Here is a 24,982-nt window from a genome sequence, read left to right as displayed (position 1 = left end):
TTTGAGACCCTTAATGCCATTTTCCAATCTCGGTTTATCCGAGGCTTTAATTAAAGCAATCGCCGATTCCGGCTACACCACCCCTACCCCTATTCAAAATAAAGCCATACCCGCCGTATTAACCGGCCGCGATTTACTCGCCGCCGCACAAACCGGCACCGGCAAAACCGCCGGCTTTACCTTGCCGATATTGCAGCGCTTGGCGCAAACCAGCCATGGCCGCAATCGCCCAGTCCGCGCGCTGATTCTGACACCGACCCGCGAACTCGCCGCGCAAGTGGGCGAATCTGTTAATAAATACGGCGCGCATCAGCAACCGCGTTTAAAGTCGGAAGTAGTGTTCGGCGGCGTGAAGATCAATCCGCAAATGATGCGTTTACGCGGCGGTGTGGACATCTTGACTGCAACACCAGGTCGGCTATTGGACTTGGTCAGTCAAAACGCCGTCAAACTGGATAAGGTGGAAATGTTGGTGCTGGATGAAGCCGACCGCATGTTGGACATGGGCTTTATCAAAGACATCCGCAAAATTCTGGCGATGCTGCCGAAAAAACGCCAGAACCTGCTGTTTTCCGCGACTTTTTCCGCCGACATCCGCAAGCTAACCGGCGATTTGCTGGTCAACCCGGTCAAAATCGAAGTGGCTTTGGAAAACGCCGCTGCCGAGACCATTGAGCAGCGGGTTTATACGGTCAGTAAAACCGCCAAAACCGCGCTGTTAACCCATTTGGTCAAAACCAAAGATTGGCAACAAGTATTGGTGTTTACCAGCACCAAGCACGGCGCGAATAAACTCACCGAAAAGCTGAACACGGCCAATATCAAAGCCGCGGCGATACACGGCAACAAAAGCCAGGGCGCCAGAACCAGCGCTTTGGCCGGTTTCAAAGCCGGCGAGATTCGCGTATTGGTCGCCACTGATGTGGCAGCGCGCGGCATCGACATCGCCCAATTACCGCATGTGGTCAATTTCGAATTGCCGCGCTCTTCCGCCGATTATGTACACCGCATCGGCAGAACCGGCCGGGCCGGACAAAACGGTCAGGCAGTTTCGCTGGTATCGCAAGACGAATATCAGGCCTTGCGTCTGGTGGAAAAACTGATAGGCCTGCAAATTCCCCGCGAGCAGGTAGACGGCTTCGCGGCCGCTTAAGTTAAGTCAATCCCCGCTCGCCAGCCTGTCATGTGGTTGAGCGTGCAAAAACCTAGGATGCCTCGCTGTTCCGTCAGTCACTTTATCGACAGAACGGCGAGGCAGATTGGGCCGTATTTCATCGCAGTAAAATCATACCCGCACTTGCTTGTCGGCTTTTCGCTGGTAGATTCTTGCTCGCAGTGGATTAGTTTCAATATTTCCTAGTTAATGCTCCCGCCGGCTCGATCAAAGCAATACAGCGCATCGTTGCTGAGCCGGCGGGAGCACTTTTATCCCTAATCAACGCACCACTAGAGGTTTATTATGCCGTTCGCTCACCAACCACCGCCTCCCCGTCCCGGCTGGAATTATCAAAGCTATTTTTTAAATCAGTTGAACAAGCAAAAGCAGGCTAAGGAAGCCACACCCGGTTAATAGCGGTTTAAAATTTTACCGAGCACGGGTCACAGCCATTTGGCAGTTGCCAAACTTGCCGCGAAAACTTAATGGAAAATTGCCGCCTCGTGAAAACACGCCATGCAGGTTACAGGTATTTGAGCCAACGCCAATCAGGCTTGCGGGCTTTTAGGGCTTCAAAACTTCGACAAACCGGATACAGCGTTAGCACCACTAACACCCAAATGCCATAAACCACCGGCAAACCATAGCCGTAGTCTTGCGGCAGCTCCGGCACCCAAATACCGCCACCGATTATTGCTGATACAGGTCCGTCTGTGACCGTCGCCACCAATACTGCCAGACCATGAATCAGGTACAAGTGCAGCAGATAAAATAACAACGGATTCCTGCCGAATACTTGCAAAACACCGAAGCGTTCCGCGGACTTGCCCTCAGCCATCCCCAAAATCAGCAGCGCCGGTCCCAAAGTCATTAACAGATACAATAAGGACGGCGGGTATTTATGACAGTTGATAAACGACAATACGCTAAATACGGGGTCCGGATAGCTTTGCCATGGCTTGGGGTCACCGTAAACATTGCTGAAACGCAAAACCAAAAACAACCCTAACAGGCTTAGACCTAAAGTAAACAGCCGGCGCCGCGTGCGCCAGACATTGTCAATCAATAAGTTTCCAAAACCGAAGCCAACCGCCATCACCCCTATCCACGGAATCAACGGGTAATAAGGATTTAATAGCCAGCCGTCACCGAACGGCACATCGTCACCGGTATGCAGCACGGCCCATAAGGGACCAAAACCACCCAAGTCGGCAGGCTTGACTGCATCGAAGGCATTATGCCCGACGATCATGGCCGCACCGAAGGCTACACACCAAGCCAGCGGCAACTTCACCAGCCCGGCCAAGGCGATCATCGACCAAGCAATTGCCCATAACACACCGCCGTCAATATGCCGCAGATCGGCGCGAAAATTCCACGACCAGGCTTCCACGGTGCAGGTTAAAACCAACAGCAATAGGCCACGTTCCAGCAAAAACCGGCTCAACGGTGCATCCGCTCCCCGGCGACTCTGCCATAGATACGCGCTGGTACCGGCCAAAAACACGAACACCGGCGCGCAGAAATGCGTGATCCAACGGGTCAGAAACAAGGCCACTGAGGTCTTATCCAGATCGGTGGGACTAAAACGGCTGTCGCTGAAAAAATCGCGAGTGTGATCCAACGTCATCAATACCATGACCAGGCCGCGCAAGATGTCGATAGACGCCAAGCGTGTTGAAGATGAATTGCTATCCAAAATAATTTGCCCCAGATGATTGGCTTATCGAAAACGCGGAGGGTAAGATCGATGAACAAAAAACTCAAGGGAGAGATGCCATGAGCGAATCACGAATTGCTTGCGATTTGCACGACTATATCGAAATTGCCTGTCTATACGGCTATCGGGTTAGATTGACATTAAAGGATCAAAGAATCGTCGAGGGCCTGGCGCTGAATGTAGTGACCGAAGAAAGACGCGAATTTCTATTGGTAGAAGATAGCCCGACCGGGAAAATCGCGCTGGATCAACTGGCAAAACTGCAAGTAATCACACCGAACGCGCGATTTACCGAGGTAATTTTCTAAAGATAAGCAACAGCACTGGTTATACTGGCCGCTTTTATCCGTAAAACCACACGCCGTTCCATGTTAGAAATTTATTTAGACAGCGCCGATGTCGCCAGCATCAAAAACCTTTGCCCAGCTTTGCCCTTGGCGGGCGTTACTACCAATCCGTCGATTATGGCGGCGAACGGTATAGGCCTACAGGAATTGCTGCCCGCACTGACAGACATCATGGGCCCACAAACGCGGTTTCATGTGCAAGTGCTTAGTACCTCGGTTGACGGTATCATTGCGGAAGCGCATAAACTTCATGAATTGCCGTTCGACATTATCGTCAAAATACCCGCGCATACCGCTGGTTTGAGTGCTATCAAACAGCTGAAAAAAGCTAATATCCCGCTATTAGCCACTGCGATTTACAACGTGCAGCAAGGGATGCTTGCTGCGCTGCATGGCGCGGATTACTTGGCGCCTTATCTCAACCGCATCGACAATCAAGGCTTTGACGGCATTGCTGTCGTCAGCGATTTGCAGGCTTTAATAGACCGCTACCAATTGCCCAGCAAACTTTTGGTTGCCAGCTTCAAGAATGTCAATCAGGTGTTGCAGGTGTTAAAACTTGGCGTTGGCGCAGTCACTTTGCCGCTGGACATCGCCCAGCAAATCTTGACCACCCCAGCTACCGACACCGCCGTTGAGAAATTCAGCCACGACTGGCAATCGGCATTTGCCGATAAACTGTCTTTTGAAAGCTAAAGTAGAGGGAGGAGATGTAGGGAACTCTGAAAACAACCCCGCCCTTCTCCTGGTACCGCACATTACAAAGCTTTGGCAAGCTTTTCGCGTCAATTGTTGTCATAACAGGGTACAATTAGACTAACATTATATTGATTAGCTTTGCGGCCAGACTTGAGCGCAAAGCACACAATAAACACCCAATTCGAACCCTATTCGTGTAACCATGACAACTCAATCGCACGCCCTGAAAAATTCGCGCCATAGGTATGCCAGGTTAGCGTTGGCGGCCTGTATTTATTATGCGGGAACGGAGCAGGCATGGAGCGCAGATATGCCGGCTACAGTGCCGGAAACCAGTCTGCCTTCGATAAACAGCGTTCCTGAAGTCGTTAATCCTATCCCTGCCGACAACCCGATTGGCGCCATTCTGCTTAGCAAACGACATCCGCTATTGTTACGCGCCGACTTTAGCCGCGTTAGCGAACTTGTTAGCCAAATCTACCTGAGCACTCAATTTCAACCGATCTGGTTTACGGCAAATCGCTCGGAAAAAAACCTGAACGATTTATTGAGCATATTAAACAATGCATCCAATGATGCGTTGAATCCTGCCAATTATGATGTTGACCGCCTGAAACAGCTGATCAATGAACCAAATCCGGATAGTGCGGCCGTTGCGGGATACGATGTGGCTTTGACCGTATCTTTGGCGCGTTATCTACACGATTTGCGGCACGGCCAAGTAGATCCACGCGATGTTGAGTATCCGGTACACATCGCCCCCAAACCCGCTTTGGACTTGGCTGGCTTGTTGAAACAACACTTGGCAGCGCAAACATTGACCGAGGTAGTCGGTCAGTTTGAGCCTAAAACCAAACAATACCAACAACTCAAACAAATTTTCACCCGCTTGCAGCGGTTGGGAAATCAAACGGGGGCTCAGGAATTCAAGCCCGGCAAAATGCTACGTCCCGGCGATAAACATCCACATATCGTGCATTTGCGCCAACGGCTACGGGACATGGCCTTACTGGACAATAATAATGCCGCCGACAGTAAAACTTACGACAACGATTTGGTTGCCGCCGTCAAAAAGGTTCAGCAGCAACAAGGTTTAACGGCCGACGGCGTGATTGGTTCGGCCACTGCGGCATTATTCAATCAATCTTCGAGCGAAAAAATCGCCCAGATCGCGCTGGCCATGGAGCGCGCACGCTGGATTCCGGACACCACCGATGGGCCGATGATTGTGGTTAATATCCCAGCATTTGAGTTATGGGCGTTCAATTCAGTTGACGACCCCAACCCGCTGAACATGAAAGTAGTAGTCGGTAAGTCTCCGAGCAACCAAACGCCGGTACTATGGGAAGAAATGAAATATTTGGAGTTTATGCCTTACTGGAACATTCCAAAAACTATTTATGAAAAAGAAATTCTGCCAAAAGCAACCAATAACCAAGGCTATTTAGCCAGCCAGGAAATAGAACTGGTAAGACACCAAAACAGTGAAGAGAAAGGCGGTGGCAGTTATTTACGCGCGCGCCAGCGGCCTGGCAAGAAAAATCCGTTAGGACGGGTTAAGTTCGTATTTCCCAATACCGCCGATGTGTATTTACACGACACCCCAGGCCATGCCGCATTTAACCGCCCTCGTCGGGATTTAAGCCATGGTTGCGTGCGGGTATCGGCGCCGGAACAATTAGCCGAATTTGTTTTGGGTGATCAGGCCGGCTGGGACAAAGAATCCATCAAGCAAGCAATGTCGGCCCCTAAAACCCGCCACGTGACGCTAAAACGTGCCGTACCGGTACTGTTTTATTACGGCACGACATTTGTCGACCATCAAAACCAGTTACGTTTCTACCCGGACGTTTACGGCCAGGACGAACAACTGAAAAAGGCCTTGGACAAAATCCATGCGCCGACAACTGCTAGTTCGACAGCGAATAATCAATTAGTGATGAGCAAAAGCACGGACGTCGGCACTAATCCATAAACAGGAAAATCGAGCAGACATAAAAAAAGCGCCGCAAATGGCGCTTTTTTTATGAGCGAACGACTCTATAACTTCCAGGTTCTGAAGGTTCCGGTATCCAGGTGAATAAAGTTTGACTCAGGGTAATATCCGACTCCGCCACGATGCATAGCCAGCGCCGCACTATGAATACGCCGAAGATCGAAGCGCTCGATGCGAATATCCACAGCCCGACCGTGCATATGGAAGCTGTTATTCGCAACCCCGGAATTCTCGGCATGCAGTTTAGCGTTGGTCAATGGCGAACGATAACCGCAAATAACATCAAACGGTTGATTTAAACCCAAAATTTGTTTCAAATCGTGTAATTGATCCAGTAATTCCGGATCGATAGGATGCACATCGTCGGTGCGATAATCGCGCAACAAAAAGCTGATTTCATCCAACGCATCAGTAAGATAACGGCCTCTTTCAAAATACGTCAGGCTTAATTTGTCCCCAGTGTGCGGATTTTGAAACGCCAACGCCCGATGTGTCGCCAAGCGACCGTGATCAGCCAAGAACAACGAATCTTGGCTAGATTCCATGAATGACTCTCTTGGCGCCGGCTGAATAATAGAATGTACTCTACCGCCCTGATTACCATGACGATTGGCATGGTATGACGCCGTGTTTACGTGTTGCTTTTTGCCTGTGTAAATATCTCGCACACGAGACTCATGCAGGGAGTGGCGTTCCGCATGGGCGGTATGCAGGTGACCATGCTCGCCGGCAGCAGGTTTAAGGTTGTTGCCGCCAGCACTTTTGCTTAGTTTGGCAGGTTGACGAACAGCCTTGGTAGCCTGAATGACTCCATGTTTAGGCAAACGCACTGCGCTCCTTGCCGACTTCGCCAATCGATGGTTTTTATCCGCTTTTACCGCTACGCTTTTCGCAGCATGCACTACGCCGGGCATCGCAATAGATAAAACCGCACCAACAGCCAGACGCCCAAAGAAACTGCGTCGAGACAGCTCTACGTCGTCTTGCTTATTGTCTTGATTTTCTAAATTATGTCTCAGCATCCATAATCTCCTGATTAAACATCATTCGGATAGTGATGATTCCGAAGGCTAATGCCTATCGGTGTTTTGTAATTATAGCACTCTGTCACATTTCAAATTTGCTTTTGCCGACATTTTGCCACAAGGATTGCTTACACAGGAGAAGCTTGCAGACATTCAACCCACACTAAACTGCCAATCAATTCAGCTTGAAACCTCACTTTCTCCGCTTACTATTCGCGCTCTTAGAATTTTCCGGACAGCAATAAAAGCACCAGAAATAGCCTGACAACTGCGGACAAACCCAAACAATGTCACCGTTTTGATATGCGAAGCCAGCCAAGCCGCGCCCTATCGAAATAATCAGTTGCTGTCCGCAAAGTACTGTAAAAGCTGACTTGAAAATTAAGACGCTAAAACTTGCGAGGGACAAACTGCCCCCATAAAACGAAAACACCAGCTTTGTGACTCAGGCTTTTTTCTCGCCATTTTTTTAATAAAAACGCAAAATATTTTTAACTACGAACCGCGTATCACAGAAGCATTTTGCTAGAAAGCGTATGGTATCTCGACTGCAAATCATTGGAGAACGACATGGAAAAGCTCATTAAACCCCAAAATCAACTGACACTATCTCAGCAGCTCTGTCATTCCTTTTTTTCCCAAAAAGGCTACGACCCCTTCATAAACTTTCATTCGCACGATGGCTGCGCCATGTACGACTCTTATTTACGCCACCAAAGGAGTTTTGCATCCGGGATAACAGGTCAAAACTGCCAAATCAGCTTTGTGAGCAAATTTACCAAACTGGAGTAATACTCAACCGCGGACCTAAAAGTCGCAACCGATTACTCAAACCCGACAAACATCGCTGTCAAAAAACGGCCTGCGTCAGAGCCAATGGGCTTTCCAATATAGACATCCATTTAAAATCAATAACTTGCTTGGCGCAAACCGTTTTATCAACACACCTGGATAAGGGCGTCACACATTTCTGATACTCGGATTTTTTATCGCCCGTTGCCCGCATCCGCTTGGGCAGTAGCAACCTACCCTTCTCTACGTTATATTCATCGGTAAAAGCGATAGACGCTAACCTTTGATGCTACCCAATTTACTTGTGACTACTCTATTTCAGATCCCGGAAAATCATCCGCAACGGTTTATCTTGCACAACGAAGTCCATGCTAGGGCCTCGTCTATTCTCAGCTTGCCGGTCAGGGCCAGTTACTTGGCATTATCGCTAACAAGCGACGAGAAAATGCAAGAACGTCGGCATTTGAAAGCACTCTGCGAACGGTTTGGAACTGCACCGCCCGACCTGGATGCGGACCACTTTAGCGCCAGCTTCGATGCGTTTCAGATGAGTTGGGAGCAACACGGCGAATTCAGTACCTACAGCTTTTATGCCTACGACACCGCCGCGGAGCCGTTTGCAGACCCTGCTTTAAAAAAAGTCCCAGTCGATTGGTTATCGCAGATCAGCGGAAAAGTGATCGTTGCCGCTCATGCCAGCGTCGTCTCAGCAGCAGACGTTAATTACCAAGACGAAATGGATTTATCGCCACTAACCACCTACTTTGCCGGCAACCCGATCGTCGGCTCAAAAGTAACTGGCGGCGCGGCAGCCGTATTTACCGATTTTCGGATTCATGTCGATGGCTTTAGCCGATTTTTGGTGGTCAATCAAAACTTGAGAACCGCGCAGGCCGGACGCTTATTGCATCGTTTGTTCGATATCGAAGTTTACCGCGTGATGGCGCTGTTAGCGTTTCCTATCGCGCGCAAACTATATCCGGAATTAAAAAAGGCTGATCGGCAGTTGTATACCATCACCAATTCCATGACCCAGCCGGATAACGATGACGCCAAACTACTGGATGAGTTAACGGCGTTGGCGGCTGAAGTGGAGAACCATATTTCCACCCATCAATTTCGCTTTGCCGCAGCCAGCGCATATTACCAATTGGTCGGCCAACGCCTGGAAGACTTGCGCGAAGTGCGGATTCAGGGCATTCAAACCTTGGGCGAATTCATGAAACGACGTATGGAACCAGCGATGCATACCTGCAATTCCGTATCCCACCGCTTCACCCTGGTTTCCGAGCGCGTCAGCAATGCCAGCCAGTTGTTACGCACCAAAGTCGACATTATTATCGAGCGGCAAAACCAGGGCTTGCTATCGTCCATGGCCCTGCGCGCAAAAATGCAGTTGCGCATGCAACAAATGGTGGAAGGCATTTCGATGGTAGCTATCACCTATTATGCCGCGAGCCTAATCGGCAAAATCGCCGAAGCACTACACAGTTTAGGATGGCACGTAGACGCCGAGTTGGTGGAAGGCGCATCGATTCCGTTTATTTTGGTGATCATCGGCATAAGTACTAAGCGAATTCACAAGATCATTGCCAATACGACGGAATGAATACCATCCCATCATGGTGTGCGCCGTAAACCAGCCAAATATTGAACAGAACAAAGATGACATTTATTTATCAAAATCATGCCATTAGATGGTTTTAAGGATAGACTGATTAAGCCCGGCCGGACGACTTTCAGGCAGTCCGAACAATCCCCTCCAAATCTTCGTGGTTTTTTGTGCGCGGAGCATCGGCTACAATCGCCGGGCTTTCTTTAAACCGTGATTACAATTCGAGGAATCTATCAATGGCAGAGTATAGAAAATACAAATGCAAAACCTGCGGCCACATTTACGACGAGCAGTTGGGCGATCCACGCAACGGCGTCGCCCCCGGTACTCGTTGGGAAGACGTACCGGAAGATTGGGGCTGCCCTAAATGCGGCGCGGTAAAATCCATGTTTACTCTGGTACGCTAACAAGCGTCTAGTGCAGTCAATAAAAAGGGCGCAATTTGCGCCCTTTTTCGTCTGATTAATCTAATCGACGCTAAGCAAGTTTGTCCTTTATAAAACCGACTAGATTGCCGAACTCAACATTTTGGCTTTCTTTATCCATCCGTCCTTGATATTCGACGGTACCACTATCCAGGCCGCGGTCACCGATTACAATCCGGTGCGGAATGCCGATCAGCTCCATGTCCGAGAACATAAATCCCGCGCGAACCTTTCTGTCGTCCAGCAACACTTCGATGCCGGCATCGGTTAAATCCTTATAGATCTTCTCGACCGTATCGATCAAGCGATCCGACTTATGCATATTCATCGGGCAAATAGCCACTTGAAATGGCGCCAGCTCATTGGGCCAGATAATACCGCGCTCATCGTGGCCTTGTTCGATGGCCGCCGCAACCACCCGCGAGATACCAATCCCATAGCAGCCCATGATCATGATCTGGTTTTTACCGGCTTCGTTAATGATGGAGGCGTTCATCGCTTCACTGTATTTTGTACCCAGCTGGAAAATATGCCCCACCTCGATACCTCTAGCAATGGTAATTTGCCCTTTGCCGTCGGGACTCGGATCACCTTCAACCACCATGCGCAAATCTGCAATGTGCTCCGGCAGTTCTAAGTCGCGTTGCCAATTGACGCCTTGATAATGTTTGCCTGGAATATTCGCACCACATATGAAGTCACTCATAACTGTCACGCTGCGATCTGCAATTATTGGAATGTTTAGACCTATAGGCCCCAACGATCCCGCAAAATGTTCAAAATTTTCTCTTCTTGTATCTCTTCGGTTTTGTTCGCGATTTTGCCTTTGAATTTCTGTTTCACCAAAAATCAAAGTAGCTTCAGCTCGGCTAGTTTCGTTACCCGTTAAAATGTCTTGTAACTCTAACTCTGAAGGAAAAATCAGCGGTGTGCTTATGCCTAACTTATTCAATTTAACTTCGTTGGCCGTATGGTCACCTCGTAGTAATAGAGCTACATATCCACCTTCCTCCTTTTGGACAATTAAAGTTTTCAGAACTTGTCGTTCATCAACTTTGAAGAACCGACTGACATCCTCTATGCTGTGCTGATTTGGCGTATCAACCAACGTTTTGCTTTGGCTCGGCTCGATGCGTGTGCCTTCCGGCATTAAGGCTTCGGCTTTTTCGACATTCGCAGCGTAATCACTGGCGGTAGAAAAGGCGATCGCATCTTCGCCGGAGTCGGCTAATACGTGGAATTCATGGGAAACCGCACCGCCAATTGAGCCCGAGTCGGCTATCACGGCCCGGAATTTCAAACCAAAGCGGTTAAAAATATTGGTGTAGGCTTGATACATTACGTCGTAAGTCGCCTGTAACGATTCCTGATCGAGATGGAACGAGTAAGCATCTTTCATGATAAATTCGCGCGAGCGCATCACACCGAAACGCGGACGAATTTCATCACGGAATTTGCTCTGAATTTGGTAATACGTTACTGGCAGCTGTTTGTAGCTTTTCAACTCATGACGAGCGAGGTCAGTAATAATTTCCTCGTGCGTCGGGCCCAGACAAAATTCGCGGTCGTGGCGGTCTTTCAGCCGCGCCAATTCCGGTCCGTATTTTTCCCAACGACCGGTTTCTTGCCATAGCTCCGCAGGTTGCAAAGCCGGCATCAGTACTTCCAGACCGCCCGCTTTATTCATTTCCGCACGTACAATATGCTCCACTTTACGCAATACCCGCAAACCCAGTGGCAGCCAGGTGTAGACGCCCGCGGCAAGTTTACGGATCAAGCCGGCGCGTATCATGAGTTTGTGGCTGGCTATTTCGGCGTCGGCCGGTATTTCTTTGACGGTACTAAGAGGAAATTGGGAAGTGCGCATATTGGCCCTGAAGTTGTTTTATCAAAACCGCTATTTTAACGGCTAAACGCCAAAACCACGAATCAACGACACTATTTGAGTCTATCCTACTAACTTTTAGCATTGCTGTTGTTGATGAAATTTGGGAAACTTGACCTGATAGAAGCCCCAGAAAAAGGAAGTTATGATTAAAGTATTGCTGGTTGATGATCATGAGCTTGTCAGAAGCGGTATAGAAGCTTTGTTGGCAGCTGAAAAGGATATTGTGGTGGTCGCCGTCTGTAATTGTGGCGAGGAGGCTTTGCGGATTGTCGAACAAGAGCCGCCCGATGTCATTTTGATGGACATTAATATGCCCGGCATAGGCGGGTTTGAAGCGTGCCGGCGCATACTGCAATCGCAGCCATCGATTAAAATCATCGCCTTGTCGGTGCATAACGACGGCCCCATACCGCAACAGTTGCTGAAACTAGGTGTGGTCGGCTTTGTATCCAAGGCTTCGCCGGTCAGCGAAATGGTGGCGGCAATTAAATCGGTAATTTCCGGTAAGCGCTATTTGTGCCAGGACGTGGCCAGTAATTTGGCTTTTCAGTTTTTGCCTGGCGCGGATGTCTCGCCTTTTTTACAGCTTTCCCAGCGTGAGGCTGAAGTAGTACGTCTGATTTTGCGTGGCAGGAGCATTCAGGAAATGTCGGAGGCTTTGCAACTGAGCGACAAGACCATCAACACCTACCGCTATCGCTTGTATCGCAAATTGAATATAAAGAACGATGTGGAGTTGACCAGATTGGCAGTCAAATTTAATTATCTTGATGCCCTTTAAAAAACAGGGATGCGAGGCTGTTTGCCACACATCCCTAGAGTAGTCAGACCAAGGTGCGGGCTTTGGTAAAGGCTTCCCGAAAATCCAGAAAGACCGGTTTTTCCGCTTCCAGCATCATTTTCAACAATTCATGTTGCAACTGATATTTGACATTACCTATCGCCAGCGCACCGACACCGACCGCATTTGTCGCTTGATTCGCCAAGCTTAATGGTGCTGATAAATCATTTAACTCTACGCCTTCTATACCGGAAGGCGGTACGGCATTGACATCACCGGCTACTTTCAACTGCTTGGCTTGCGCCAGAACGGCCGCATTGATAACTCGAATACCGGCCTTTGCCGTGCAGAATACTAAGTCTGCATCGGCTATTAACGCGGCTTTTTCTTCGTCATTGCGGGCAACTCCGCCACTCATGGTGGCACCAAAACGCCGGTTATATTGTTTGGCCGCGTCTTTTGCGGAATCTATTGATAGATGATCCACCAAGATTGTTTCCGCGCCTTGCAACGACGCTATCACGCCGGTGGCGATGCCGACCGGACCGGTGCCGCCGAACACTACCGCTTTACTGCCCTTCAATTCCTTACCATGATGTTGTTTAAGCGCCTTTTCCACGCACGCCACCAAAGCTGCTGCGGTGGTGCAAGCACCGCTCGGATCGGCAAATACTGAAACCTCAAACGGCGGCACCATGGCCGGCTTGGTGGCTTGCAGCATGTCAATAGCCATGCCCATATCCCTGCCGCCGATAAAGATAGCGGTTTTCTTACTGGCCGACGGACTACGCGAAAAAATCGCATCTTGGGTCAAATTGTGAATGGTCTCCAATTTGACGTTGGAATACGGCATCAGCACATCAAAGCCTGCGTCGAGTGCCATGTTAATGTCAAACGGACTGTTGTTTGGCATCGGGTCGAACATGTGAAGTATGCTGCGTTTTGCCATTTTTACCTTACCCTCTGTGATAGGCAGACTTTGGGGAGCTTAGCTAATTACTTAGACGATTTGATGAATTCGCGAGCGACTTCAAAAGCGTGTTCGAAATGTAAGAATAGCGGTTGATCGCTTTCCAGCATTCTTTTCAGCAAACGACTTTGCGCTTGGTATTTGATGTTGCCTATCGCTAGCGCGCCTATACCTACCGCACCGCTGGTGGATCCGGCTAACGGTTTGCCGTTATCGAACGCATCCACACCGGCAATGCCGGCCGGCGGCACCGCATTGACATCAGCGGCTACTTTCAATTGCGCAGCTTGGGAGATTAATTCTGTGCTGAGCAATTCAATGCCGGCCGCACCCGTTGCAAAAACCACATCGGCGGTTTTCATGTATTCGGCCTTATCGGCGTCGGCGCCTGCCAGCACCGTAATTTTGCCGTCGCCAAATTCTTCGCTGCATAGCTCTGCGGTGCGCTCGGCTTTATCGAGTTGCCTGCCGATAATTCTGACTTTAGCGCCTGCTTGAGCTGCAATCACCGCAGCCGCTTGACCGACCGGACCGGTACCGCCCAGGGCGATCACGTTTTTACCTTCCAAGGTGGTGTCGAATTTTTCAGCCAGTTCTTTTTCAACTGCTGCGACCATACCGGCTGCCGTAGTGAATGCACCGCTAGGATCGGCGAATACCGATACTTCGAAAGGCGGGACCATGGAATTCTTGGCCATTTTCAACATATCCATTGCTTGCTTGGTCTCCCGGCCACCGATAAAGATGGCGGTGCGCAACAGACCTTTCGGGCTGCGCGAAAAAATAGCATCTTGGACCAAGCCCCTGACTTCGCTGGGTTCAACATTGATGTAGGGGATTGCTGAAATCCAGCCTGCGTCCATCGCCATATTGACGTCGAACGGGCTTAAGTTCTTGGCTGTAGTCAGCATGTGCAGGATAAAGGGTTTTTCCATGATGGCCTCTTATAATTTGATTAGCCGGTAAGTATAAAAGAAAAGGCAAGACGATAACAATTTTAGGCTAAATGCCGAATTGCGCATTATTTTAAGCGCGCCGGCACATGCGGCTCGATGGCGTGGTACATCAATTGATGCATCTTAGGGTTGCCAACAATGATGTTGCCGGACTGTAAGTATTTGTCGTTAAAGGAAAAATCTGTGGCGACACCACCAGCTTCCTGCACCAGCAATACGCCGGCGGCAATATCCCATTCCTTCACGCCGATTTCCCAGTACGCATCCAGACGACCGCAGGCCACATAAGCCATGTCCAGTGCGGCGGCTCCGGCGCGGCGGATACCTGCTGAGTCGGCACAAACGGCTTTAAACATGCCCAAATAGGGTTCGATATTTTCCATGGTTTTAAATGGAAAACCCGTGCCAATCAGGGCGCCGCGCATACTGCTTTGTTTGGTGACCCGGATTTTACGATTGTTCAACATAGCGCCGCCGCCACGTTCGGCAGTGAAGAGTTCGTCGCGGCTAGGGTCGTAAATCACACCCAACTCTAGTTTATTTTTGTTTTTTAGCGCTATAGACACGGCATATTGTGGAAAGCCGTGTAAAAAATTAGTGGTGCCATCCAAAGGGTCAATTATCCAGGTGTAGTCGTTACCTTTGTGTTCGCCGCTTTCTTCGGCGAGAATGCCATGGTCGGGAAACGCGGCGCGAATGACTTTGATAATTTCCTGCTCGGCGGCCCGGTCAACCTCGGAGGCGTAGTCATTACGGCTTTTTTGATCGATAGTGAGTTTCTCGATATTTTGTGAAGAGCGTTGGATTAGGTCGCCGGCGTTCCGCGCTGCGCGGACGGCAATATTAAGCATCGGATGCATAGATCGAATTGAAAATGAGCAGTTAGAAAACTCGGATAGGATAGCAAATTTTGCTAGAATCGCTGCTTTTTTAGCCGCAGAGGCCGGGCATTGCTATCACATTTTAAAGTGGTTTTAGTGGAGACTTCCCATCCCGGCAACATCGGTGCGGTGGCTAGAGCCATGAAAAATATGCAGATGGACCAACTGCGCTTGGTGTCTCCAAAAAGCTTTCCGCATGCCGATGCCACGGCCAGAGCGTCCGGGGCCGACGATGTGCTTAGATCGGCAACTGTCTTCGGTTCTTTACAAGATGCTATTGCCGATTGCCAGGTAGTATTGGGCTCCAGCGCACGCGATAGAACCATCAGCTGGCCAAGCTTGACTGCCAGGCAAACTGCCGAAAAATGGGTAGTTACATCACCGGAGCAAAATATCGCCTTGGTGTTCGGCCGGGAAAACTCCGGTTTAAAAAACCATGAATTGGACTTATGCCACTATTTGTTGCGGATTCCGTGCAACACAGAATATAGCTCGCTGAACTTGGCGGCCGCAGTGCAAGTTGTGTGCTACGAGCTATTCGTCGCATCCGGCCAGGAAATGGTCAGCAATGTGGGCGATATGGGTGAAGAACCTCTGGCGACGGCCGAACAGATGGAAGCCTTTTATGTGCATCTCCATCAGACCATGGCGGATATTGGTTTTCTGCACCCGGAGCGTTCTAAATCAATCATGCGTCGCTTGCGGCGCATCTTTAATCGGACCCAGCTTGATACCAAGGAGCTGGATATCCTGAGGGGCATACTGCGCTTCTCACAAAATCACAACGCCAAATAAACCCATGCTGGCCAGACTCAAAGAAGATATTAACTGCGTATTTGCCCGGGACCCGGCCGCGCAGTCGGCTTTTGAAGTGATAACCACCTACCCCGGCTTTCACGCCGTATTGATTCACCGTTGCAGCCACTGGTTATGGTTGCGTGGCTTTAGGTGGGCCGGTCGTTATGTATCGTTCTTGGGCCGGTGGCTAACCGGTATCGAAATTCATCCCGGCGCGCAAATCGGCCGGCGGTTCTTTATCGACCATGGCATGGGGGTGGTGATCGGTGAAACTGCCGTGATTGGGGACGATTGCACGCTATACCATGGCGTGACCTTGGGTGGCACCAGTTGGAACAAGGGTAAGCGCCACCCGACCCTGGGCAATGGCGTAGTAATAGGGGCTGGGGCCAAGGTGCTGGGACCGATTGAGGTCGGCGATGGCGCGAGAGTCGGTTCGAATTCGGTCGTAGTAAAATCGGTGCCAATGGGGGTGACGGTAGTTGGGATTCCCGCACATATCGTCGACCCAAAAGCCAAACAAGAAAAAGCCCGGCGCGATGCAATGGCACAGAAAATGGGTTTCGATGCATACGGCGCCACGGGTGATATGCCGGATCCTATCGCTAACGCTATCAATCTGATGCTTGACCATATCCATCAGCTCGACAAGCAAATAGCCGATATGCAACAGGTGCTAAACGATGCTGGCATCAATTGCCACCGCCAGGCCATGTCGGCTTTGGATGATTGTGAAATTAAGGACAAACAATAACTTATAGATGGCTTGGGCATTTCTCTTGGGCAGTCTTCAGAAAGCAAAAAAAGGTCTGCAAAATGAATATCAGAGCGTTGAAAAACCTCCTCAAGCCACTGGCCAACACGCCTTTTCACCCGCAGTGGTTGTTTACGCAAGGCATAAATAAAACTGCCGAGCATTTAAAATCAATTGGTAACGACAAGACCGTACTAGACATAGGCTGCTTTAACAAATGGCCTCGTCAGTTATTACCAAAAAATTGCCACTACATAGGTCTGGACTATTTCGAGACAGCTACTGATTGGTATAGCTCGGTACCAGATGTTTTCGGTGATGCTTGTCATTTACCAATACAAACTTCGACAATCGATGTGGCACTGCTGTTAGACGTGTTGGAGCACTTACCCTCCGCCGAAGATGCTCTTTGTGAAATCAGTAGAGTGTTACGGCCTGGTGGCAGTTTGATAGTTCAAATACCGTTCTTGTATCCTTTACACGATGAACCCAGGGATTATTCGCGATTAACTCGCCATGGTTTTGCCGAACTTGCGGATAAACATGGTTTGGATATTGAGTGTTGTAATGCTCAAGGCCTGCCAATTGAAACAGCTGCGTTGCTGACGAATATCGCCATTACTAAAGTTGTATTCGGATGGATCGCTCAAAAAAAACCAGCCCTAATTTTTTCTATATTGGCACCCATCATCATTTTATTCATCAACTTGCTTGCTAAAGCAATTAGCAGCCTCGGCCAGCAAGATGACTTTATGCCCTACAGCTACCAACTCGTGGCAAAAAAACGATTCGGATAATGGTGTAACTCGCAAATTAGGATGTGAGAGGTTAGTCCACGGTAAATACTTGACCAAATTACTGGGTTTATTTATAGTCAGCATTATTTTCATTAGTTTGTAAGGGGTTTGAAATGCGGCTTACCACAAAAGGGCGTTACGCGGTCACCGCGATGCTGGATTTGGCTTTTCACAGTCAAGCCAACCCGGTTACTTTGACTGACATTGCGACTCGGCAGACCATCTCCTTGTCTTATCTTGAACAATTGTTTGCTCGTTTACGCAAGGCCGGCATGGTGAAAGGCGTTAGAGGGCCCGGCGGCGGTTACACACTTAGTCGTAGCGCCCGGGAAATTAATATTGCCGACATTATCGAAGCAGTCGACGAACCTGTCGATTCGACCAAATGCGGTGGCAAGGCCAATTGCCACAACGATGAGCCTTGCCTGACCCACGATTTGTGGATGGGCTTGAGCGAGCAAATTCGCGCTTACTTAAAAGAAATTAGTCTTGGACAATTACTGGAGCGCGATTTTGTCAGTGACGTGGCAAAAAGACAGAGCAAACAAGTCGAACATGTCATCGAAATGCAACCTCGGCAGGAAAAACGCATCGCGTAATGATCTATCTGGATCATAACGCCACCACCCGTTGTGACGAGCGAGTGGTGGAAGCCATGTTGCCTTATTTGCATGGCATGTACGGCAATCCGTCCAGTTTGTATAAGATTGGCCGCATAGCCCGTAGCGCCATCGACACCGCCAGGGAGCAAATATCGGGGCTGATAGATGCATCAGGAGCGCAGATTGTATTTACCAGTGGCGGGACTGAAGCAAATGCCTTGGCACTAGCCAACGCCCGTGACTGCGGACTAGCAATTTCTGCAATCGAACACCCCTCCATATTCGAAAACGCCGCATACTTCCGGCAGTGTTTTCGCGACTTGCAAACGCTTGAGGTGGATGGCGCTGGAAGAATGCCCTTACTCGCGCTGGACAAAGCAAATTGGCAAGCCGGCGACATGGCCTCGGTGATGTTAGCGAATAATGAAACCGGCGTTGTTCAAGACCTTGCAGCCATCGCCGAACGTTTGGCTGAGCGAGGTGTCAACCTGCATACCGACGCCGTCCAGGCCTTGGGTAAAATCTCATTTTCGTTCAAAAAGCTGGGCGTTAAATTGATGAGTTTATCCAGCCACAAAATATACGGTCCAAAAGGCTGCGGGGCGTTGGTCGTGGCAGAAGATTTTGTTCTAAAGCCTTGGCTACGCGGTGGCGATCAGCAGTATGGCTGGCGGGCCGGAACAGAAAATGTCGCGGCAATAGTGGGTTTTGGCAAAGCAGCCGAGTTGGCTAAGACAGAAATAGACGCAAGACAAGCTCGTACGCTGGCGCTGAGAATGCATTTGGAACAAGCTCTACGCACCATTCCGGGCTTGGTGATCTTTGCCGAACACGCCCCAAGATTACCGAATACCATGCAGTTTGGTATTTCCGGCATTAGCGGCGAAATGTTATTAATGCAGTTGGATCAGCGCAATATCGCGGTTTCCAGCGGCTCCGCCTGTTCAGCATCGTCCGGCGAAATCAGCCCGGTATTGACGGCTATGGGCGTGGAAGCCTCTTTGGCTAAATCGGCTATCCGCGTCAGTTTGGGTAAAGACAACCAAGAAACCGAAATCGATCAATTCGTCGATGTGTTAAAAACATTGATAGCAAATTAATTAGGAGAATGAGTAATGGCTATTACCGTGACCGAAAGTGCCGCCCGGCAAATCCAAAAACAGTTACAAAAGCGCGGCACAGGCTTAGGCTTGAGATTGGGCGTAAAAACTTCCGGATGCTCCGGCTATGCCTACGTGTTGGATTATGCCGATCAGGCCGAAGCCGATGAGGTGGTATTCGATCAACACGACGTAAAAGTGCTAGTAAAACAGGCTGATTTGGATAAATTGAGCGGCATTGAGCTGGATTATGCCAAGGAAGGTTTTAACGAGGCCTTTAAATTCAACAACCCCAATGTAAAAGGGACTTGCGGTTGCGGGGAGAGTTTTTCGGTTTAGCTTATAAAAACGCCGGCTTTGCAATCTCAATAAAGCCGGCGTCATCGGCACTTATTTCATATTAGCGCCGCAGTTTCCTTCCATTTTTTTGCCGTCAGCGGCTTTGTCGGCGGCTGGAGCAGCCGGTTTGTTACCAGCACACTTGCCTTCGGTAGCGGCTTTGCTATCAGTGCTTTTTTTCATCATGGACGCACCGCATTTGCCTTCGCCGCAAGAACCGTCCTTCATTTTATCGGCACCGGCTTCAGGTTTGGCTTCGGCAGTCAGCATATAGCCTGAGCTTAACTCAGACAACGCAAACGGATTGCTGTCAGCTTGAGCAAAATTGCCCGCCAGCGTTGGCAGCAGAGATGCGCCGATTGCAATGGCGAACGGGGTTTTGTTGATTTTCTTCATACTATCTCCTGTGGAAAAAACGAATTGTTCTAATAAGCGGTTTGCAACCGGAGCCCTGCATTTCCGGCAACTGGCCTGTTGTTAATATCACAAAAAAGCCTTGTAAAGTAAAGGCAGGAAGATTACGCCAATCGGCAGTATACTCTCGCCCGAAACGACTTATTTCCGCAACCTGCCTATACGCTATCCGGCACAACCATGACTTCGAAAACACCGATTGCCCAACTGGGAGCCGAGGTATTGCGGCAGCAGGCGCAGCCTGTTGACGACTTTGCCTGCCCGGAGTTCCATAAACTGATTGAAACCCTGCATGAGACTATGCTGGAGGCTAATGGTGTCGGCATAGCCGCCCCGCAGTTGGGTGCTTCCCGGCAAATTTTGATCATCGCTTCCCGGCCGACAGCCCGTTATCCCCATGCTCCGGAAATGCCGCCGATTCTGATGGTCAATCCAAGTTTTAAGATTGTCGATAACTCATTGCATAAAGACTGGGAAGGCTGTTTAAGCGTGCCGGGTATCCGGGCGCTAGTGCCGCGTTACCGGGCTATCGAAGTGCAATATCAAGATCGGCAAGGTGAAACCCACCGCTTGGCCTTGCAGGATTTTCCAGCCCGCGTCTTCCAACACGAGTTCGATCATCTATTGGGATTGGTCTATCTGGATAGGGTGGAAAATAACCAAGATATTATCGCCGAAACCGAATTTTTCAAACGTATCGCCGCATAGGAGTCGATTGGATGAAGTTTGTGTTGTTATTAGTGGGTCTATTGACTAGTTACAGCAGTATGGCTCTGCCGCCGCTGTCTTTCAGCCAAGTGGCGCCGGGCATCTATCTGCATATCTCAGCACATCATTGGCCGGATCGAGATAATCACGGCGAGATTGCCAATATCGGCTTTATTGTTGGTGAGCGCTGCGTAGCGGTGATCGATAGCGGCGGCAGTCCACAGCAGGGTGCCGCGTTGCGAAATACCATCAAGCAAGTGACCACCAAACCGGTTTGCTATGTGATCAACACCCATGTGCATCCCGACCATATCTACGGCAATATCGCTTTCAAGGAACCGGGCGTCCAGTTTGTCGGCCATTATAAGCTGGCGCGAGCCATGGCCACGCGCGGCGACCATTATCTCGGTCGCGCAGCGGAATTGCTGGATATTCACGTCAATCACGACAACATTATTCCGCCCGATATAGAGGTGAATGACAGCATGACCCTGAACATCGGTAATCGTGAACTGCTGCTGACCGCCCATCCCAGTGCGCATACCGATAACGATTTAAGCGTCTACGACAAGACCACCGATACTATGTGGCTAGCGGATCTGTTGTTTTTAGAGCATATCCCGGTGATAGACGGCAGCATCAAAGGCTGGTTGTCTGAGATGGAGCGCTTGGAGAAAAATCACTACAAACTGGTCGTCCCCGGTCACGGTCTTTTAGTTAAAGATTGGCCGGCAAGTCTGCAGCCGCAAAAAGCCTATTTGAACAGTCTGGCTACCGAAGTAAGGGCTATGATCAAACAGGGCAAAACCCTCGAGCAGGCCGTGAATACCGTCGGCTTGCCTGCTAAAAAAAATTGGCAGCTATTTGAACAATTCCACCGCAAAAACGTGACTATCGCATTTGCCGAGCTGGAATGGGAAGATTAAACAGAGGAGAGTAAAAGCATGCATAAACCTTACAACCTTATTTATCTGCTGGCTTTAATGATTTTGCCCGCGACCGCTGCTGCGGAAGGCGATGACATTACCTGGAACACGGTTTTGAAAAGCCAGTTTTTCGCCGGTAAAAATATCGACGAATCCAATGCGGTTATCGAATTGGATGCGCCTTATCGGGCGGAAGATCCGGCGATTGTACCGGTTAAAGTCACCAGCAAATTTGCACAAAGCAAAGACAAATACATCAAAAAAATCTGGCTGTTTGTCGATAAAAATCCGTTTCCATTTGTTGGTGAATTCGAGTTCTTTCCGGAGAGCGGTAAAGCCGATCTGGCTTTGCGAGTGCGCGTCAATACCTATAGCGACATTCGCGCGGTTGCCGAAACCAATGACGGCAAGTTCAGCATGACCAAAAAATTTGTCAAAGCCAGCGGCGGTTGCTCTGCGCCGATTGGTGCGGACCTGGATGAAGCCATGAAGCGGCTAGGCAAAGTTAAGTTTCGGCTTGACGACGGTATTCAAAGCGGCCAACCGGCTTTGACGCAATTGATGATCAGCCATCCCAACCTTACGGGCATGCAGATGGATCAAATGACCCGATTCATCCGAAAATCGCACTTTATCGATCAACTAAAAGTGACTTTTAACGACAAGCCCGTGCTTAACGCCAAAATCGATATTGCGATTAGCGCCGACCCTAATTTCCGCTTCTACTTTGTGCCGGATAAGGCCGGCGAGTTAAAAGCCGAATTTACCGATGTATCCTGTGAATCGCCCACCAGCCGAAACGTTTGCAATAAAGGCGGTAGCTACTCGCAAAGTTATACGGTAAGCCCTTAATGACCCGTTCGCCAATCAGAGGCATTTTGTTGGGATTGGGCATGCTGGTATTTGCCGGCGATGCGCTTGCGCTGCGCTGTGGACATAAACTGGTCCAGGTGGGTGATTATAAAGCCGAAGTCTTGGACAAATGCGGGGAACCGGATTCGGTCGAACAGCGCCGCGCAATCCGCGGCAGCCGCTTACGGCATCCCTACGGCGCGTTGGAGGTAGATCAATTTGAAGAGGTGCTGATCGAAGAATGGATTTACAACTTCGGGCCACGCAAGTTTCAGCAGTTGCTGGAGTTTGAAGATGGGGAGTTGAAAAAAATCAGCAATTTGAGTTACGGATACTAAATCGCAAGGTTTTCAGCCCTGACCCAACCTCAAAAAAGCCCCCGCCGAGAAGGCGGGGTTAGCAGGATTGCCACAGGAGAGCACATCTCACCGAGTTTTCGGTAAACCATCAAACTATCTTGCAGTCGCTACACACTACATACCGTGCTGAGCCGGGACGCTGAAACTGCCGAAATGCATCGGCGCACCGGGCATTAACAGATTCTCTTGCGCCGCCAGCCTGGGTTTTTGCCAATACCCAGCCGCAGCAGGCCGGCCCAGGAAATAACCTTGCAGCAATTTACCGCCGGCATCCAAGGCAATATCCAGTTGCACCTCGTTTTCAATGCCTTCGATAATCGCTTGCGCGCCCAGAGCCTGGATGATTTCGATTAATTTCGGCAACACCCGGCGGATCTTGGCATCGGTTTGCGCCTGATGGATGATGCTTAAATCCAATTTCACAAAGCTGGGCGATAAGCGCCACAAGCGGTCCAGATTGGAATGCCGGCTGCCGAAGTTATCGATAGCCACCTGGAAGCCGCGGTCGCGGTAATTGTCCACCGCTTCCAGCAACTGTTGATCGGCTTCCACCGCGTTTTCCATGATCTCCAGCACCACCCTGGTGGTCGGCACCGAATGCAGATGCAAAATGTGCTCGAACACCTTGCCGTGCGTATTCACGCTAACCAGCAATTTGGGGTGCACGTTTAAAAACAACAAGCCTTTGTCCGCCGGCAGATTCAGATAATTCAGCATGTGCAGGGTTCTAGCCACCCTATCCAGCTTCACCAATTTGCCCTGGTTGTCCGCCCAACTGAACGCAAAATCCGGACCCACGGCTTCCAAGCCGGTGGAGGTGCGCAGCAAGGCTTCGTAGCCAAGCAGTCCCTGGGATTTGCCGGCATCGAATATCGGTTGAAACTCGCTGCGCAATTTCAGGCCGATAAACCGGCTCAGTACTTCCTGTTGCTCGATTTCCAGTTTGAATTCGTCCAAATCCAGATACAAGGCCCGTTCCAAATCGTCACGGAGCAATTCGATGGTATTTTCCACCATGGCTACACCCTCCTCTGCCTAAACCTTCTTAGCGCCCGTAAATTTTGTCAAACACGCCGTTATCGTCGAAGTGTTCTTTTTGAATCAAACCCCAGCCACCCAATTGGCCTACGCTGACTAGTTCCAAGGTCGGGAATTGTTTGGCGTATTTAGCTGCGATGTCTTTGTCGGTGGGCCGGTAGAAATTTTTGGCGATAATCTCTTGGGCTTCTTTGGTGTAGAGATATTTCAGGTATTCGATCGCCAGATCCTGGTTACCATTCTTTTTCGCCACTGCTTCGATCACCGCGACCGGCGGTTCGGCCAGGATACTGAACGGCGGGGTGACGACTTCGAATTTATCGGCGCCGAATTCTTTGAGCACCAAATACGCTTCGTTTTCCCAGGTAATTAACACATCGCCGATTTCGCGTTCGGCAAAAGTAGTGGTGGAGCCGCGCGCACCAGAATCCAATACCGGTACGTTTTTAAACAGTTTCTCCACGAAAGCCTTGGCGGCGTCCTTGCTGCCGTTTTTCTTTTCCGCGAACGCCCAGGCCGCCAAGTAGTTGTAGCGGGCACCGCCGGAGGTTTTCGGGTTGGGGGTGACGACGGAGACGCCGTCTTTGATCAGATCGTCCCAATTTTTAATGGTTTTGGGATTGCCCTTGCGCACCAGGAACACGATAGTCGAGGTGTAAGGCAGGCTATTGTTGGGCAATTTGCTTTGCCAATCTTTAGGCAACAGATTGGCTTTCTCGTGGATTTGATCGATGTCGCCGGACAGGGCCAAGGTCACCACGTCGGCTTCCAGGCCGTCGATCACGGCGCGGGTTTGCTTGCCGCCGCCGCCGTGGGATTGCTGGACACTGACGTCTTCGCCGGTTTTGGTTTTCCAGTATTGGGTAAACAGTTGGTTATATTCTTTATACAACTCGCGGGTCGGGTCGTATGACACGTTCAGCAGGGTGCGTTCGGCCAGCGCATTGCCGCTGAGGGCCAGGGCGATGCCGAAGAGTAAGGGCTTGAAGGTATGGGTGAATCTCATGGGTGCTCCTGAAAAAAGTTATCGATCTGCTTGCGGCA

General features: G+C 49.9%; 28 protein-coding genes. 19 read left to right on the top strand and 9 right to left on the bottom strand.

The window, feature by feature from the left end:
- Positions 1-13 precede the first annotated feature (13 nt).
- The gene (locus ACWAU0_RS13810) at positions 14-1,153 is read left to right on the top strand and encodes a DEAD/DEAH box helicase (RefSeq protein ID WP_458137011.1); all 1,140 of its coding nucleotides are present in this window, start codon (positions 14-16) and stop codon (positions 1,151-1,153) included.
- Between the two features lie 526 nt (positions 1,154-1,679).
- On the opposite strand, the gene ACWAU0_RS13805 is transcribed toward ACWAU0_RS13810, so the two are convergent.
- A complete protein-coding gene (locus tag ACWAU0_RS13805; protein ID WP_458137010.1) occupies positions 1,680-2,855 on the bottom strand; it encodes an acetyltransferase domain-containing protein in 1,176 nt (391 codons plus the stop codon).
- A gap of 80 nt (positions 2,856-2,935) precedes the next feature.
- Between ACWAU0_RS13805 and ACWAU0_RS13800 the strand changes: the two genes are divergently transcribed.
- The 3 genes from ACWAU0_RS13800 to ACWAU0_RS13790 all read left to right on the top strand — a co-directional run bounded on the left by ACWAU0_RS13800 (position 2,936) and on the right by ACWAU0_RS13790 (position 5,897).
- Positions 2,936-3,184 (top strand): Rho-binding antiterminator, encoded by a 249-nt coding sequence (locus ACWAU0_RS13800; RefSeq protein ID WP_458137009.1) that lies wholly within the window; start codon positions 2,936-2,938, stop codon positions 3,182-3,184.
- Between the two features lie 60 nt (positions 3,185-3,244).
- Positions 3,245-3,919 carry a transaldolase family protein gene (locus tag ACWAU0_RS13795; RefSeq protein ID WP_171696009.1) on the top strand — a complete coding sequence of 225 codons (675 nt, stop codon included), beginning with the start codon at positions 3,245-3,247 and terminating at the stop codon, positions 3,917-3,919.
- 205 nt (positions 3,920-4,124) lie between these two features.
- The gene (locus ACWAU0_RS13790) at positions 4,125-5,897 is read left to right on the top strand and encodes a L,D-transpeptidase family protein (RefSeq protein WP_523070803.1); all 1,773 of its coding nucleotides are present in this window, start codon (positions 4,125-4,127) and stop codon (positions 5,895-5,897) included.
- A 65-nt stretch (positions 5,898-5,962) separates the two neighbouring features.
- Here the strand turns inward: ACWAU0_RS13790 and mepK are convergent, their stop codons facing one another.
- Entirely contained in the window at positions 5,963-6,940 is a 978-nt protein-coding gene (gene mepK / locus ACWAU0_RS13785; protein ID WP_458137007.1) for a peptidoglycan L,D-endopeptidase MepK, read from the bottom strand.
- Positions 6,941-7,513: 573 nt separating this feature from the next.
- Here mepK and ACWAU0_RS13780 point away from each other — a divergent pair.
- The 3 genes from ACWAU0_RS13780 to ACWAU0_RS13770 all read left to right on the top strand — a co-directional run bounded on the left by ACWAU0_RS13780 (position 7,514) and on the right by ACWAU0_RS13770 (position 9,757).
- Complete coding sequence (locus ACWAU0_RS13780) at positions 7,514-7,735, top strand: hypothetical protein (RefSeq protein WP_458137006.1); 222 nt, start codon at positions 7,514-7,516, stop codon at positions 7,733-7,735.
- Between the two features lie 304 nt (positions 7,736-8,039).
- Complete coding sequence (locus ACWAU0_RS13775) at positions 8,040-9,344, top strand: DUF3422 family protein (RefSeq protein ID WP_503428534.1); 1,305 nt, start codon at positions 8,040-8,042, stop codon at positions 9,342-9,344.
- 242 nt (positions 9,345-9,586) lie between these two features.
- On the top strand, positions 9,587-9,757 hold the full coding sequence (locus ACWAU0_RS13770) for a rubredoxin (RefSeq protein WP_020485394.1): 171 nt from the start codon (positions 9,587-9,589) through the stop codon (positions 9,755-9,757).
- 70 nt (positions 9,758-9,827) lie between these two features.
- Here the strand turns inward: ACWAU0_RS13770 and proS are convergent, their stop codons facing one another.
- Entirely contained in the window at positions 9,828-11,585 is a 1,758-nt protein-coding gene (gene proS, locus ACWAU0_RS13765) for a proline--tRNA ligase (RefSeq protein WP_494523463.1), read from the bottom strand.
- On the opposite strand from proS, the gene ACWAU0_RS13760 reads away from it, so the two are divergent.
- Positions 11,566-11,688 carry a hypothetical protein gene (locus tag ACWAU0_RS13760; RefSeq protein ID WP_494523482.1) on the top strand — a complete coding sequence of 41 codons (123 nt, stop codon included), beginning with the start codon at positions 11,566-11,568 and terminating at the stop codon, positions 11,686-11,688. The two genes, proS and ACWAU0_RS13760, sit on opposite strands and share 20 nt — an antisense overlap.
- 117 nt (positions 11,689-11,805) lie before the next feature.
- Positions 11,806-12,444, top strand: a complete 639-nt coding sequence (locus tag ACWAU0_RS13755; protein WP_033155451.1) for a response regulator — start codon at positions 11,806-11,808, stop codon at positions 12,442-12,444.
- Between the two features lie 43 nt (positions 12,445-12,487).
- On the opposite strand, the gene ACWAU0_RS13750 is transcribed toward ACWAU0_RS13755, so the two are convergent.
- The 3 genes from ACWAU0_RS13750 to ACWAU0_RS13740 form a co-directional block, all read right to left on the bottom strand.
- Positions 12,488-13,393 (bottom strand): NAD(P)-dependent methylenetetrahydromethanopterin dehydrogenase, encoded by a 906-nt coding sequence (locus tag ACWAU0_RS13750; RefSeq protein WP_101055023.1) that lies wholly within the window; start codon positions 13,391-13,393, stop codon positions 12,488-12,490.
- Positions 13,394-13,440: 47 nt separating this feature from the next.
- Entirely contained in the window at positions 13,441-14,349 is a 909-nt protein-coding gene (locus ACWAU0_RS13745) for an NAD(P)-dependent methylenetetrahydromethanopterin dehydrogenase (RefSeq protein WP_101055021.1), read from the bottom strand.
- 86 nt (positions 14,350-14,435) lie between these two features.
- Entirely contained in the window at positions 14,436-15,230 is a 795-nt protein-coding gene (locus tag ACWAU0_RS13740) for an inositol monophosphatase family protein (RefSeq protein WP_033155453.1), read from the bottom strand.
- Positions 15,231-15,320: 90 nt separating this feature from the next.
- Here ACWAU0_RS13740 and ACWAU0_RS13735 point away from each other — a divergent pair, with 90 nt between their 5' ends.
- The 6 genes from ACWAU0_RS13735 to ACWAU0_RS13710 all read left to right on the top strand — a co-directional run bounded on the left by ACWAU0_RS13735 (position 15,321) and on the right by ACWAU0_RS13710 (position 19,641).
- The gene (locus tag ACWAU0_RS13735; RefSeq protein WP_458137004.1) at positions 15,321-16,046 is read left to right on the top strand and encodes an RNA methyltransferase; all 726 of its coding nucleotides are present in this window, start codon (positions 15,321-15,323) and stop codon (positions 16,044-16,046) included.
- A 4-nt stretch (positions 16,047-16,050) separates the two neighbouring features.
- Positions 16,051-16,803, top strand: a complete 753-nt coding sequence (gene cysE / locus ACWAU0_RS13730) for a serine O-acetyltransferase (RefSeq protein ID WP_171696016.1) — start codon at positions 16,051-16,053, stop codon at positions 16,801-16,803.
- Between the two features lie 62 nt (positions 16,804-16,865).
- Positions 16,866-17,600, top strand: a complete 735-nt coding sequence (locus tag ACWAU0_RS13725; RefSeq protein ID WP_458137003.1) for a class I SAM-dependent methyltransferase — start codon at positions 16,866-16,868, stop codon at positions 17,598-17,600.
- Positions 17,601-17,713: 113 nt separating this feature from the next.
- Positions 17,714-18,199: a Fe-S cluster assembly transcriptional regulator IscR gene (iscR, locus tag ACWAU0_RS13720; RefSeq protein WP_033155456.1), complete on the top strand. Its 486-nt coding sequence runs from the start codon at positions 17,714-17,716 to the stop codon at positions 18,197-18,199.
- A complete protein-coding gene (locus ACWAU0_RS13715; protein ID WP_458137002.1) occupies positions 18,199-19,302 on the top strand; it encodes a cysteine desulfurase family protein in 1,104 nt (367 codons plus the stop codon). Before iscR ends, ACWAU0_RS13715 begins: the two co-directional genes overlap by 1 nt.
- Before the next feature lie 15 nt (positions 19,303-19,317).
- Positions 19,318-19,641, top strand: coding sequence for a HesB/IscA family protein (locus tag ACWAU0_RS13710; RefSeq protein ID WP_033155458.1), 324 nt, complete (start codon positions 19,318-19,320; stop codon positions 19,639-19,641).
- Between the two features lie 51 nt (positions 19,642-19,692).
- Here ACWAU0_RS13710 and ACWAU0_RS13705 read toward each other — a convergent pair whose 3' ends face one another.
- Positions 19,693-20,037: an HvfA family oxazolone/thioamide-modified RiPP metallophore gene (locus tag ACWAU0_RS13705; protein ID WP_101055015.1), complete on the bottom strand. Its 345-nt coding sequence runs from the start codon at positions 20,035-20,037 to the stop codon at positions 19,693-19,695.
- Between the two features lie 198 nt (positions 20,038-20,235).
- Between ACWAU0_RS13705 and def the strand changes: the two genes are divergently transcribed.
- Genes def through ACWAU0_RS13685 form a run of 4 tightly spaced genes read left to right on the top strand, consistent with a single transcriptional unit; the run spans position 20,236 to position 22,879 of the window.
- A complete protein-coding gene (gene def, locus ACWAU0_RS13700) occupies positions 20,236-20,763 on the top strand; it encodes a peptide deformylase (RefSeq protein ID WP_458137001.1) in 528 nt (175 codons plus the stop codon).
- Positions 20,764-20,774: 11 nt separating this feature from the next.
- A complete protein-coding gene (locus ACWAU0_RS13695; protein ID WP_101055011.1) occupies positions 20,775-21,689 on the top strand; it encodes a quinoprotein relay system zinc metallohydrolase 2 in 915 nt (304 codons plus the stop codon).
- 18 nt (positions 21,690-21,707) lie between these two features.
- Positions 21,708-22,541 carry a quinoprotein dehydrogenase-associated SoxYZ-like carrier gene (locus ACWAU0_RS13690; RefSeq protein ID WP_458137000.1) on the top strand — a complete coding sequence of 278 codons (834 nt, stop codon included), beginning with the start codon at positions 21,708-21,710 and terminating at the stop codon, positions 22,539-22,541.
- Positions 22,541-22,879 (top strand): DUF2845 domain-containing protein, encoded by a 339-nt coding sequence (locus ACWAU0_RS13685; RefSeq protein WP_101055009.1) that lies wholly within the window; start codon positions 22,541-22,543, stop codon positions 22,877-22,879. Before ACWAU0_RS13690 ends, ACWAU0_RS13685 begins: the two co-directional genes overlap by 1 nt.
- 135 nt (positions 22,880-23,014) lie before the next feature.
- Here ACWAU0_RS13685 and ACWAU0_RS13680 read toward each other — a convergent pair whose 3' ends face one another.
- Positions 23,015-23,917, bottom strand: a complete 903-nt coding sequence (locus ACWAU0_RS13680; protein WP_458136999.1) for an EAL domain-containing protein — start codon at positions 23,915-23,917, stop codon at positions 23,015-23,017.
- Between the two features lie 28 nt (positions 23,918-23,945).
- Positions 23,946-24,944 carry a sulfate ABC transporter substrate-binding protein gene (locus tag ACWAU0_RS13675; RefSeq protein WP_458136998.1) on the bottom strand — a complete coding sequence of 333 codons (999 nt, stop codon included), beginning with the start codon at positions 24,942-24,944 and terminating at the stop codon, positions 23,946-23,948.
- Positions 24,945-24,982: the final 38 nt, after the last annotated feature.

The organism is Methylomonas sp. Uni0009 (genome assembly GCF_054188105.3).
Note: the sequence above shows the minus strand (reverse complement) of the source record. Positions and strands in the feature narration are given on the sequence as shown.